Source organism: Corallococcus sp. CA041A, from assembly GCF_003612075.1.
GTDB classification, from domain to species: domain Bacteria; phylum Myxococcota; class Myxococcia; order Myxococcales; family Myxococcaceae; genus Corallococcus; species Corallococcus exiguus.
The window spans coordinates 1-11,740 of sequence record NZ_RAWF01000301.1; the positions used below are offsets into that span (position 1 = coordinate 1).

The following is an 11,740-nucleotide window of genomic DNA, read 5'->3' on the forward strand; positions in this document are numbered from 1 at the left end:
GTGTATAAGAGACAGCACGCCAACCGCCCGATTCTTGACCCCCCCGGAGGCGATTGATACGACCGGCGACCAGTCTGTCTCCGCTCTGTCGACCGAGGCCCCCGTGATGACGAAGCAGTCGCTCCTGTTGGCGTTCGCGGGCGTGCTGACCGCATGTGGCCCCGTGAAGTCCACGTCCAACATCCTGGACGCAGAGGTTCAGATCCAGGCCGCGCGCACCGCGGGGGCGGAGAAGGAAGCCCCCTACGAGTGGACGGCCGCCAACCTCTACCTGCAGAAGGCGCGGGAGGAGGTCGGCTATTCGGACTACCAGGCCGGTGTGGACTTCGCCGTGAAGGCCTCGCGCTTCGCCAACGAGGCGCGTGAGAAGGCCATGTCCGCGGCCAACAGCGGCGACTCCCAGGGCCGCCCCCAGAACCCGTGACGCCCGAGCGCTCTCCGATGAAGCGTCTGCCCCAGTCCGCGCTTTTCACCCTGCTCCTCGCCTCCCTCTCCTGCGTCAGCGGCAACAAGATTCGCGCTGACACGGAGGTGCTCACCGCCGACGTGGAGCGCGCCCGCCGTGGCGGTGCCCTGCGCTGCGCGCCCGCGGAGCTGGCCGCCGCGGAGGCCAACCTCGACTTCGCCCGCGGCGAGCTCAGCCAGGGCAACAGCTCGCGCGCCGCCCAGCACGTGCGCGACGCCGACACCGCGGTGAAGCGCGCCCTGGAGCTGTCCAAGAACTGCGGCCCGCGCCAGGTGCTGGTGCGCGACCGTCCGGAGACGCCGCAGACGCAGCCGGAACAGCCGCAGCAGCCCACCCAGCCCCAGCAGCAGGTGGTGGTGAGCATCGAGGAGACGGACAGCGACGGCGACGGCGTCCTCGACAAGGACGACCCCTGCCCCGAGCAGGCCGAGGACGTGGACGGCTTCCAGGACCAGGACGGCTGCCCGGACCCGGACAACGACGGGGACGGCGTGCTGGACGCGCAGGACAAGTGCCCGCTCATCCCCGGCGTGGCGGAGAACAACGGCTGCCCGCCGGAGGCCCCCAAGGACCGCGACGGCGACGGCATCCTCGACAACGTGGACAAGTGCCCGGACCAGCCCGAGGACAAGGACGGCTTCGAGGACGAGGACGGCTGCCCGGAGATGGACAACGACCTGGACGGCATCGTGGACGGCACGGACAAGTGCCCCAACGAGCCGGGTCCGCTGCAGAACCTGGGCTGCCCCATCGTGGACAAGGACGGGGACGGCATCAACGACGACAAGGACAAGTGCCCGGACGAGCCGGAGGACAAGGACGGCTACCAGGACGACGACGGCTGCCCGGACCTGGACAACGACAGCGACGGCGTGCCGGACGCGCAGGACAAGTGCCCGAACGAGTCCGGCCCGCAGGAGAACGCCGGCTGCCCGGATCCGGACCGCGACGGCGACGGCGTGGTGGACCGCCTGGACGCCTGCCCTGACGACCCGGGCGTGAAGGAGGAGCGCGGGTGCGCCAAGCAGTACAAGATGGTCATCGTCAAGAAGGACCGGATTGAGATCAAGAAGCAGATCCTCTTCGGCACCGGCTCCGCGAAGATCATCGGCAAGCAGAGCACCACCATCCTGGATGAGGTGGCGCAGGCGCTGAAGGACGCGCCGTGGATCCGCAAGATGCGCATCGAGGGACACACCGACTCGATGGGCAACGACACGGCGAACCTGAAGCTGTCCCAGAAGCGCGCCGACGCCGTGATGGTGCAGCTGCTCAAGCGCGGCATCGACCCGGGCCGCATGGAGGCCGTGGGCTTCGGTGAGACGAAGCCCGTGGCGCCCAACAACACGAAGGCGGGCCGCGCGCTCAACCGCCGCACGGAGTTCAACGTCGTCCGGCAGTGACGTGACGCCCCACCCCGCTCCGTTCAAGACGGAGCGGGACAAGCGGTCCCCATACGCGCCTCCCCGGGCCTCGGTGCCCAGGGAGGCGTGGTCGTTTCGGGGCACGAAGAAGAGCCAGGACGCAGCGGCTCTCGCGTCCCGCCGCAGGCCGCCTCACGAAGCAGCGCCAGGACGCAGCGGCCCTCGCGCCCATCCACGGCGTCGCATCGCGAGCGCGCTCGCCAGCGCGGGGCAGCAGCCCCAGCACCGCGCACGGGCCGGCGCCTCAGCCGTCCTTGAGCAGCTCGTGCAGCACTTCGGTGGCGTAGGCGCCGCGCGGCAGCTCGAACGTGAGCAGCGCGTCCTCGCCGTCCTCCGTGAGCTCCGGCGCACCCAGCCGCACGCGGTACGGCCGGCGCGTGCCTTCCGTCTCGTCGCCGCCGCGCAGGAAGTCGCTCGGCGTGACGCCCGCGTCCACGAGCAGCCGCGCCTCGAACTCCGCCACCTCACCCTTCGAGGCGGTCATTTTCGGGCCGAACATCGGGCCCGCCGGGCTCACCTCGAACGAGGCGACGCGCGGACCGTCCACGTCCGGCGCCTCGCACACGAAGAGGCCGCCCGTCTCCTCCTTGCGCAGCACGTCGCCCAGGAGCGCCGTGGCGAAGGTGCCCGCGGTGAGCCGCTCGGCCAGCGCCTGGTTGAAGAGGCGCGACTGGAAGGCGGACAGGTACAGCTTGCGCTGGAAGCGGTCCGGCCGCTTCGGCAGCCGCTGCCCCAGGAGGAGCATCCGGCCCAGGTCCGCGTTGTCCCCGGCCCGCCCGAAGCGCTGCTCCCCGAAGTAGTTGGGCACGCCCTGCGCGGACAGCCGGGAGAAGGACTCCCGTGCCGCCCCCAGATCCTGCACGCCGCGCAGCCGCAGCCGGAAGCGGTTTCCCTTCAGGTGCCCGGTGCGCAGCTTGTTGCCGTGCCGCTTCACCTCCAGCACGCGCACACCGTCCAGCGCGAACTCCGGCACGCGGGCTTCGGCGTTCGCGGGCACGGACAGCCACTGCCGCGTCACCGCCTGACGGTCCTTCATGCCGGCGGAGCCGATGTCGTCCTCGCGCACGCCCAGCGCGGTCGCCAGCGCGCGCACCACCTCGCGCGTGTCCCGGCCGCGCTTCTCCACCCAGAGGTACAGGTGCGTGCCCTCGCCGGACGGCAGGTACGCGGGCAGCTCCTCCACCTCGAAGTCATCGGGCGTGAGCTTGAACGCGCCGCCGCACCCGGGCACGCCCGCGGTCAGCCTCGGAAATCCAGTGTCCGTCACGGTGCCTCGAGCGTGGCCAGAAGTTCCTTCACCCGGCGGGCCAGGTCCTCGTCCGCGCGCGACTCCAACAGCTCCCCCGCCTGGAACAGCAGGAAGAACATCACGTCGCTCAGCGCCTGGCGGAACGAGGCCAGCGGCTCGCTGCCCAGGTGGGCGCGGTGCTTGTCGAAGGCCTCCATCAACCGGCCCTCCGGCAGGCTCCCGTCCGCCGCGAACGCCAGCCCCTCCAGCACCGGCGACGACGACAGCGCCTGGTTGGACAGCGCCGCGTTGGCCGCCGCGATGAACTCGCGGTCCATGCCGGAGCGGGCCACCTCGTCGCGGATCTCCCGGAAGATGAAGTTGAAGACGCGCGCCACCGGCCGGGCATCCACCGGAGCCACCGCGCGCACCGGCGGACGCACGCGCGGCGCAACCGTCTTCTCCGGCGCCACGGCCGAGGCGGGAGCCCCCGCCGGCTTGTCCGTCAGCCCCGCGAAGCCGCCCTCCAGCAGGCGGAAGACGACCTTGGTGACGTCGAACTCGGACAGCCGCGCCGCGTGCCCCAGCTCCAGCACCGTGCGCCGCCCGTCCAGCATCGTCAGCACGCGGTCCTCGTCCTCCTCCAGCTTGCCGTCGGACGGACGCTTGCGCGCCACGTACATGCGGCCGTGGGGGATGCGCTTCCGGAAGTGCGCCATCTCGTCGATCTTCCGGATGCTGTCCATCAGCAGGCTCTGCGTGGACAGCTGGAGGGAGTGGCCCGTCTTCTCGTCCAGCGGCTGGTCGATGAGGAAGAACGACCCCTCGCGGCACAGCACGATGGCGTGGAAGATCTCACTCACCTGGTGCGTGACGCACTTGAAGAGGTCGTGCGCCTGGAGCACGCCCTTCTCCACCAGCGCCCGGCCCAGCTTGGACGCCGACTGCTCGCGCAGCGCCGTCTCCACCTGTGCGCGGTCCGCGTAGCCCAGCCGCACCAGCACCTCGCCCAGCCGGTCCGCGGGCTCCTCGGAGGTGGCGCCGCGCACCTCGCCCTCGCGCAGCGTGAGCGACCGCTCGCCGCCCGGCGTGTGCACGCGGATGATGCCGCTCCAGCGCGACTGGCTGAGGAACGCGATGAGGTCCGACAGGGGGAACCCACCCGCGTCCCCCGAAAGCACCACGCGCGGCGTGGGGATGGAGCCCCCTTCCGGGGGCGTGCGGGAGAACACCAGCAGGTCGGGCGCGGTGGGCATCAGCGCGTACGTCCCCGAGCGTCCCGCGAGCGCGGGGATGCCGGTGCGGTCCTCGGGGACCAGCATCGCGGCGCCATCGATGCGGAAGCGTTGGCTCATCGAAGGGTCAGTCAGCGGCCCACGCGTTGTTGTTCGCGCGCCACTCCACCTCGTCCTCCATGCTGTGCTCGAGCTGCCCCTCCTGGAAGCCCAGCTCGTAGGCACGTCCATTGAAGAACACGGTCGGGGTGCTGTTGATGGCCGCCATGCGCCCCTGCGCGCGGAAGCCTTCAATCTCGTCCTTGTACTGCTCCGTCTTCAACACGGCGGCCAGCTTGTCCCCGTCCAGGCCCACCGACTTCGCCAGCGCGGGCAGCGCCTCCGGCTTGAGGTTCTCCTGCTGGCCGAAGAGCGCGTCGTGCATCTGCCAGAACTTGCCCTGGTCGCGCGCCCACAGCACCGCCTGCGCGGCGGGGACGGCGTTGGGGTGCATGGAGAGCGGGAACGGCAGGTAGCAGAAGCGCACCTCGCTGGGGTGCTTCTTCGCGAAGCCCTCCAGGATGGGCCGGGCCTTGCCGCAGAAGGGGCACTCGAAGTCGGAGAACTCCGCCACCGTCACGGGCGCGTTGGCGTCGCCCTGGCACATGCGCGGATCCACCTTGAGCTGCACGCGCGGCTCGCGGAAGGACGCGTAGTACTTGGACAGCGTGACGATGACCTCGCTCGCGGGCCCGCCCTCCGCCACCATCCGGGCGGACAGCCGCGCCATCCGCTTCGCGTGCTTGCAGGGCGTGTGCTGCTTGAGGCACGCGCCCAGGGAGTGGGGGCAGCCGCAGTAGCAGAACTCGTCGCTGAACACCGTGGCCAGCTCGCGCTTCGCGGCGGGCGGCAGCGCGGAGAAGTCCATGCCGGGGATGCCCGTCAGCGCCTGGGCCGGATCCGCGGACGGAGCCTCCGCGGCGGCGACAGGGGCCGGAACTTCCGCGCTCTTGGCGCAGCCAGCGCCCATCAGGGTCGCCGCAGCCAGCACGGGAGCAACACGCATCCATCGAGGGAGGAGCACGGCCCCGGGGTTTAGCCACGCGCGCCGGGCTTGTAAAGCAAGGCGGCCTTTGGCAGACGGCCCCTCGCCCATGCCCAGAGTCCTGATGCTTCACACGGGAGGCACGCTCGGAATGGCCGGTGGCCGGCCTTCCGCCCTGCGTCCCGCTGCCTTCTTCCAGACGCTCCGCAAGCGCGCCCCGGAGCTGTTCCAGCTGGCGGACATCGAACTGGAGCTGTTCTCCAACCTGGACAGTTCGGAGATGCAGCCGGAGCTCTGGAGCCGGATGGCCGCCCACCTCCACCGTCGACTGCCGGACTTCGACGGGGCGGTGGTGACCCATGGAACAGACACCCTCGCCTTCACGGCCAGTGCGCTGTCCTTCATGTTGCGAAATCCGCCCTGCCCGGTGGTGCTGACGGGCTCGCAGCGGCCCCTCGGGGAGATCCGCTCGGACGCGCGGCTGAACCTCATCGACGCGGTGCTCTCCGCGCTCCAGGGTCCGCGCGAGGTGACCATCTGCTTCGACTCGCACCTGTACCGGGGCAACCGCACGCGCAAGGTGAAGGTGGCCGAGTACGACGCCTTCGAAAGCCCCAACTTCCCGGTGCTGGGCACGCTGGGCGTGGACGCCACCTTCGAGAAGGGCCTCCCGTCCCGGGGGCCCTTCCGGCTCCATGAGAAGCTGGATCCGCGCGTCTTCCTCCTGAAGGTGTACCCGGGGCTGGACCCCGCCCTGCCCCTGCAGCTGCTGCCGCACGTGAAGGGGCTGGTGGTGGAGGCGTACGGGGCGGGCAACGTGCCCATCGCGCCGGAGCTGGGCCGCTCGCTCCTGCCGCTCTTCGTCCAGGCGCGGGAGCGGGGCGTCCCGGTGCTGGTGGTGAGCCAGTCGTACCGCAACGGGGTGGACCTCACGCTCTACGAGTCCGGGGCCAAGGCACTGGCGGAAGGGGCGGTGGGGGGCGCGGACATGACCCCGTCCGCGGCGCTGGTGAAGCTGATGCAGGGGCTGGCGGAGCATCCCCGGGGGGGTGAGGCCCTCTCCCGCTTCCTCCGGACGCCCGTGGCCGGCGAGCTGTCCGTCGGGCGGCCGACAGTTCCTCCACCGGAGAAACCGAGGCGCCGGCCCGCGCGGGTGGGGCGGGTCGGCTGACACCGGGTGCAGGAAAGGAGCGTGGGTGTGCTTGCCGCCGTGAAATGGCGGCCCCTAAGATGGAAGGCGCGATGTCCGAGGAGAAAACTTCAGTCCATTCGATTTCGGACCTGCTGGGCAGCGCCCAGCAGCAGAGCGCCTATCTGATCGTCATCAGCGCCAAGTCCGCCGCCGGCATCGGGCGGATGTTCAAGCTGGACCGCTTGGAGGTGGTGCTGGGCCGCAGCTCGGAGGCCCAGTTCCAGGTCGAGGACGACGGCATCTCCCGCAAGCACGCGAAGGTGGTCGCCATTGGCGACGGCCGCTTCCAGCTCGTGGACCTGGGCAGCACCAACGGCACGTACCTCAACGGCCTGAAGGTGAGCGCGGCGCCGCTGTACGACGGCGACAAGATTCAAATCGGCTCCAACACGGTGCTGAAGTTCAGCATCCAGGACGCGCTGGAGGAGCAGTACCAGCGCAGCATCTACGAGTCCGCCACGCGCGACGGCCTCACCCGCGTCTACAACAAGAAGTACTTCATGGAGACGGTGCGCAAGGAGTTCGCGTACTGCCTGCGCCACCGCGTGCCGCTGTCGCTGGTGCTCTTCGACGTGGACCACTTCAAGCGCATCAACGACGTGTACGGCCACCCGGCCGGAGACTTCGTGCTGACGCGCATCGCGCAGCGGGTGGCGGACACGGTGCGCACCGAGGACCTGCTCGCGCGCTACGGCGGCGAGGAGTTCGCGCTGATGCTGCGCGAGTCCGCGGAGGACGCGGCCCTGGCGTGCGCGGAGCGCTGCCGTGTGGCGGTGGACCGAGCGGACTTCATCTTCAGCGGCACGCCCATCAAGGTGACCATCAGCCTGGGCGTGGCGACGCTGCTGGACTCGGACTTCTCCCAGCCGGAGGACCTCATCTCCGCCGCGGACAAGTACCTCTACCGGGCCAAGCACGCGGGCCGGAACCGGGTGGACGCCAAGGCCGTCAGCGGCCCGTGAGCGTCAGGAGGAAGGCCTGATCCACGGGCCTTCCGCCGCAAGCCGTCAGCGCCGAAGTCTGAGCGGCCGAATGCCGCTCGCGACCTCAGCGTCCGAAGCCGAGCCGCCGCAGCCCTTCCGCCGACACGTGCTTCACGTGCGTGTCCGCGTCGTGCGCCGCCGCCTCGCTCAGCGCCGCCACCGCGTGCGGCCCGCCCAGCGCGGTCAGCGTCCTTGCGGCCGCGATGCGCACGTCCGCCACCGGATCCCCTCGCAGACGTTCCGCCAGGACGCGCACGTGCGCGGCGCGGCCCACGAATTCCAGCGCTCGCGCCGCCGCCGCGCGCACCACCGGATGATCCGACTCCAGCAGGCCCGCGGCCTCGTCCCCGCGCGACGGCTGCCGGTAGGCGGACAGCACGTCCAACGCGGCCACCACCACCTCCGGCGCGCCGTCCTCCAGCGCCTTCGCCGCCAGCGCCATCGCGTCGCCGTTCCGGGGCAGCGCCCCCAGCGCGCGCACCGCGCCCGCACGCACCGGAGTCACGTTCGACGAGAGGAAGGGCGCCAGCCGCCGTGTGGGAGGCGGGCCCTCCGTGCAATCCCCCATGAACGCCACCGCCTCCCCCTGGACCTCCGGAGTCCGGGCGTTGCGCCCCTCCGCCACGTCCCGCAGGAAGGCGAAGCACCCCTTCTCATGGGCCATCGCGCCCAGCCACGGCCGTGCGGCCTCCGCGGACTCCGAGTCCTTCACGCCCTGGAGCGCCACGTCCCGCAGGGGCTTCCCGGAGGACTCCGCCAGGCCCCGCGCCGCCAGCTCCCGGACCCGGCCGTCATCGTCCCCCAGCGCCCCCTCCAGCTCCCGCTTCGCCAGCGGACCGTAGCGGCGCAGGGTGGCCACCGCCGTGCGCCGGCGCTGCACGTCATTGGAGGTGAGCTCCGGCCGCAGCACGTCCAGTTCGCGCGAGTACACGGCGAAGAGCCGGTTGATGACCGCCTCGTCCGGAGGCTTCGCCTCGGTGAGGAGCAGCCGGCCCACGGACGCATGCTGCCGCTCGGCGACGGCGGAGAGGAGCTCCGCCATCACCGCATCACCGGCGACGGGCCGAGACGCCACCGCGTCCATCACCACGCGCGTCGCCGACCGCCCCAGGAAGGTGGCCAGGTGCAGGAGCGCAGGCAGCCGCACGGACGGCTCCTGCGAGAACATCTCCAGCGCCAGCGACTGCCGGACGGCGTCCCGCTTCGCCCACACCCGGGCGGCGGCGGAGGGGCCCCGTGCGCCCGCCTCCCGCAGGAAGTCCGCCGTGGAGCGGCCGGAATCGGCGGCGGCCCGGACGGCGGTGAGACAGGCCCCCAGGTCCGCGTCCGGCGGGGTGTCCATGATCCAATCCGCCAGGGCCCGCCGCTCCGTGAGTCCCCGGCTCCGGGCCTCCGCCCGCACCGCGGCCCAGCGCACCCGCCAGCTGGAATCCGTGAGCGCCGAGGCCAGCGCCTGCTGCGCCTCCACCCCGCCCTTCCCCAGGGACGCCACCCAGCTGTCCACCCGTCCCCCGGTGACGCAGGCGCCACAGGTCCGCGCGCGCAGGGACGGATCCGCGACGTGACGGCGGCAAGAGGCCCAGCACTCGGAAGCGACCGTGCCAGCCCGGGAGGGGCTGGCCGCCAGCAGGAGGACCAGGAGGAGGAGGCGGGGCACGCGGCGGACACTCTAGCGCACGCGGCCCATCCTTTCCGTGCGGGTCTCCTTGCCTTTTCCGGCCCGCTGCGCCATACCCCCCGACTTTCTGAAGATTTACAGATTGCATCCAGCTAGGCGGAAGGAGGTGACTGCATGCCCGGTATTCGAGTGAAGGAAGGTGAGTCCATCGAAAGCGCTCTCAAGCGCTTCAAGAAGGCCACCGAGAAGGCCGGAATCCTTTCCGAGATCCGCAAGCGCGAGCACTACGAGAAGCCTTCCGTGAAGCGGAAGAAGAAGGCTCTCGCCGCCAAGAAGCGCGCTGTGAAGAAGGCCCGCAAGTCGTACTAGCAGGCCCGCAGTGAGGAGCCGGGGCTCCTTGAAGCAGTCAGGTGCCCTGGCTCCCGCCGTCCCATCCGCTGGCGCGGCGACCCTTTTCCCCGCCCGTGAGGAATCCCGACATGACCACCCTGAAAGAGCGCCTGACCGCGGACCTGAAGGACGCGATGCGGGCCAAGGACGAGCTGACCCTGAGCGTGGTGCGCATGCTCAAGAGCGCCGTGAAGTACAAGGAGGTCGAGCCGGGCGCCAGCGAGCTGGACGACGCGGGCGTCCTGCAGGTCATCGCCGGCCTCATCAAGCAGCGCCGCGACTCGATCGAACAGTTCAAGGCCGGTGGCCGCCCGGAGCTGGCGGACAAGGAAGAGCAGGAGATTTCCGTCCTGCAGCGCTACCTGCCCAAGCAGCTCACCCCGGAAGAGCTCACCGCCGCCGTCCAGGCCTCCATCGCCGAGGTCGGCGCCAAGGGCCCCAAGGACATGGGCGCGGTCATGAAGAACGTGAACCCCAAGCTCCAGGGCAAGGCCGAGGGCAAGGCCATCTCCGAAGAAGTGAAGGCCCAGCTGGCCAAGCTGTCCTGAAGCACCTGTGATTCCAGGGGAAGGGGCGCCGGGAACGTCTCCCAGGTGCCCTCCCCACCCCGGGCTCGAAGCGGATTTTTTGATCCCTCGCCCGCTGGCCATTAAGCGCTGATCCTCAAAGGCACCTCCGCCCGTCCCCCACCCCGGGAGGCGAGCGGGCAGCCTTCAGGAGTGAGCGCCGTGTCCCAACCCTCGTCCGTTTCCGCGCCCTTGCCGCGTCGGCCTGCCCTACCCGCCTGGGTGGAAGTCCCGGCGGGGCGCGGCCCCGGGTGCGTCAGAGGGGGCCGTCAGGATGGCGGGCGGAAGGCCGCGCTCATGCGGATGGATGGAGGGGCGTCGTGATTCCGGAGCACAAGATCCAGGAGGTCCTCGACCGCGTGGACATCGTGTCCCTGGTGTCCCGTCACGTGGAGCTCAAGAAGGCCGGCCGTGAATTCAAGGGCCGCTGCCCCTTCCACCAGGAGAAGACGCCGTCCTTCTACGTGGTGCCGGAGAAGCGCTTCTATTTCTGCCACGGCTGCCGGGCGAGCGGCGACGCGGTGTCCTTCATCCAGCGCTACCTGGGCAAGACGTTCCAGGACGCCGTGCGAGACCTGGCCCAGGAAGTGGGCATCGACCTGGAGGCCGCGCAGGACCCCGGCCTCAAGGAGCGTCAGCAGGTCAAGGAGGCCACGGACTTCGCCGCGGAGCACTTCCGCGGCCTGCTCTGGCACGAGGACGAAGGCCGCGCCGCGCGCGCCTACCTGGCCAGCCGTGGCGTGTCGGAGGAAGTGGCCCAGGGCTTCGGCCTGGGGTGGGCGCCCGCGCAGTGGAGCCTCCTGGCGGACCGCTTCCAGAAGAACGGCATGCTGGAGTGGGGCCTGAAGGCGGGGCTCATCAGCAAGCGAAACAGCGGGGATGGCTGCATCGACTTCTTCCGCAGCCGCCTGATGGTGCCCATCCGCGCGCCGGAGGGGCGGCCCATCGCCTTCGGCGGCCGGCTGGTCGCGGCGGAGGACGGACCCAAGTACCTCAACTCGCGCGAGTCCCGGCTCTACAACAAGAGCGAGACGCTCTTCGGCATGGACCAGGCGCGCGACGACATCCACAAGCGCAAGACGGCCGTGCTCGTGGAGGGGTACTTCGACTGCATCGGCCTGCACCAGGTGGGCGTGCGCCACGCGGTGGCCCTGTGCTCCACCAACCTCACCGCCGGGCACCTCCAGGTGCTCAAGCGCGCGGAGGCCCGCGACCTGGTGCTGCTCCTGGACGGGGACTCCGCGGGCCTCGCCGCCGTGGAGCGACTGGCCGGTCCCCTGCTCGCCGCTGGCGCTCCCACCCGGGTGGCGCTCCTGCCGCAGGGGGATGACCCGGACGTCTTCGCCCGCCGCGAGGGCACCGACGGCGTGGAGCGCCTCCTGGAGGGAGCCCAGCCCCTCACCGCCTACCTCTTCGCCACCCTGCTCCCCCTGGGCAAGCAGGCGAGCTTCGAGGAGAAGATGTCCGCCCTGGAGCGGCTCAAGCCCGTCACCTCCCAGGTGCCTCCGGGCCTGACGCGCTCGGCGCTCATCAGCGCGCTGGCGGGGCACTTCGGCTGGATGCCGGCGCAGATTGAGTCGTCCATCCAGTACAAGCCGCCCCCCACCCCCAAGC

General features: G+C 70.8%; 11 protein-coding genes. 7 read left to right on the forward strand and 4 right to left on the reverse strand.

Annotation, left to right across the window (positions count from 1 at the left end; translation table 11 throughout):
- Both D7V77_RS35815 and D7V77_RS35820 read left to right on the forward strand, forming a co-directional pair.
- The coding region (locus tag D7V77_RS35815; RefSeq protein WP_233597442.1) for a DUF4398 domain-containing protein at nucleotides 1-424 on the forward strand (424 nt) is incomplete at its 5' end.
- 17 nt (nucleotides 425-441) lie between these two features.
- Nucleotides 442-1,869, forward strand: a complete 1,428-nt coding sequence (locus D7V77_RS35820) for an OmpA family protein (protein ID WP_120580757.1) — start codon at nucleotides 442-444, stop codon at nucleotides 1,867-1,869.
- A gap of 265 nt (nucleotides 1,870-2,134) precedes the next feature.
- On the opposite strand, the gene truD is transcribed toward D7V77_RS35820, so the two are convergent.
- From truD to D7V77_RS35835, 3 genes are read right to left on the reverse strand one after another with little or no spacing between them, the layout of a single operon-like run.
- A complete protein-coding gene (truD, locus tag D7V77_RS35825; protein WP_120580758.1) occupies nucleotides 2,135-3,157 on the reverse strand; it encodes a tRNA pseudouridine(13) synthase TruD in 1,023 nt (340 codons plus the stop codon).
- Nucleotides 3,154-4,473 carry a DUF4388 domain-containing protein gene (locus D7V77_RS35830; RefSeq protein ID WP_120580759.1) on the reverse strand — a complete coding sequence of 440 codons (1,320 nt, stop codon included), beginning with the start codon at nucleotides 4,471-4,473 and terminating at the stop codon, nucleotides 3,154-3,156. Before D7V77_RS35830 ends, truD begins: the two co-directional genes overlap by 4 nt.
- A 7-nt stretch (nucleotides 4,474-4,480) precedes the next feature.
- Nucleotides 4,481-5,383 (reverse strand): thioredoxin domain-containing protein, encoded by a 903-nt coding sequence (locus D7V77_RS35835; RefSeq protein ID WP_233597443.1) that lies wholly within the window; start codon nucleotides 5,381-5,383, stop codon nucleotides 4,481-4,483.
- 145 nt (nucleotides 5,384-5,528) lie between these two features.
- On the opposite strand from D7V77_RS35835, the gene D7V77_RS35840 reads away from it, so the two are divergent.
- Nucleotides 5,529-6,548: an asparaginase gene (locus D7V77_RS35840; RefSeq protein ID WP_233597444.1), complete on the forward strand. Its 1,020-nt coding sequence runs from the start codon at nucleotides 5,529-5,531 to the stop codon at nucleotides 6,546-6,548.
- Nucleotides 6,549-6,619: 71 nt separating this feature from the next.
- Nucleotides 6,620-7,531, forward strand: a complete 912-nt coding sequence (locus D7V77_RS35845) for a GGDEF domain-containing protein (protein WP_120580762.1) — start codon at nucleotides 6,620-6,622, stop codon at nucleotides 7,529-7,531.
- A gap of 85 nt (nucleotides 7,532-7,616) precedes the next feature.
- On the opposite strand, the gene D7V77_RS35850 is transcribed toward D7V77_RS35845, so the two are convergent.
- A complete protein-coding gene (locus D7V77_RS35850; RefSeq protein WP_172815105.1) occupies nucleotides 7,617-9,209 on the reverse strand; it encodes a HEAT repeat domain-containing protein in 1,593 nt (530 codons plus the stop codon).
- 135 nt (nucleotides 9,210-9,344) lie between these two features.
- Here D7V77_RS35850 and rpsU point away from each other — a divergent pair, with 135 nt between their 5' ends.
- The 3 genes from rpsU to dnaG all read left to right on the forward strand — a co-directional run.
- Nucleotides 9,345-9,539, forward strand: a complete 195-nt coding sequence (gene rpsU, locus D7V77_RS35855) for a 30S ribosomal protein S21 (RefSeq protein ID WP_014395136.1) — start codon at nucleotides 9,345-9,347, stop codon at nucleotides 9,537-9,539.
- Nucleotides 9,540-9,649: 110 nt separating this feature from the next.
- On the forward strand, nucleotides 9,650-10,108 hold the full coding sequence (locus D7V77_RS35860) for a GatB/YqeY domain-containing protein (protein ID WP_120580763.1): 459 nt from the start codon (nucleotides 9,650-9,652) through the stop codon (nucleotides 10,106-10,108).
- Between the two features lie 338 nt (nucleotides 10,109-10,446).
- The coding region (gene dnaG / locus D7V77_RS35865; RefSeq protein ID WP_120580764.1) for a DNA primase at nucleotides 10,447-11,740 on the forward strand (1,294 nt) is incomplete at its 3' end.

Excerpts from the sequence above, each read along its gene's own strand:
- D7V77_RS35820 (WP_120580757.1), top strand. The coding sequence starts at position 442 with ATGAAGCGTCTGCCCCAGTCCGCGCTTTTCACCCTGCTCCTCGCCTCC.
- D7V77_RS35830 (WP_120580759.1), bottom strand. The coding sequence starts at position 4,473 with ATGAGCCAACGCTTCCGCATCGATGGCGCCGCGATGCTGGTCCCCGAG.
- D7V77_RS35840 (WP_233597444.1), top strand. The coding sequence starts at position 5,529 with ATGGCCGGTGGCCGGCCTTCCGCCCTGCGTCCCGCTGCCTTCTTCCAG.
- D7V77_RS35845 (WP_120580762.1), top strand. The coding sequence starts at position 6,620 with ATGTCCGAGGAGAAAACTTCAGTCCATTCGATTTCGGACCTGCTGGGC.
- rpsU (WP_014395136.1), top strand. The coding sequence starts at position 9,345 with ATGCCCGGTATTCGAGTGAAGGAAGGTGAGTCCATCGAAAGCGCTCTC.
- D7V77_RS35860 (WP_120580763.1), top strand. The coding sequence starts at position 9,650 with ATGACCACCCTGAAAGAGCGCCTGACCGCGGACCTGAAGGACGCGATG.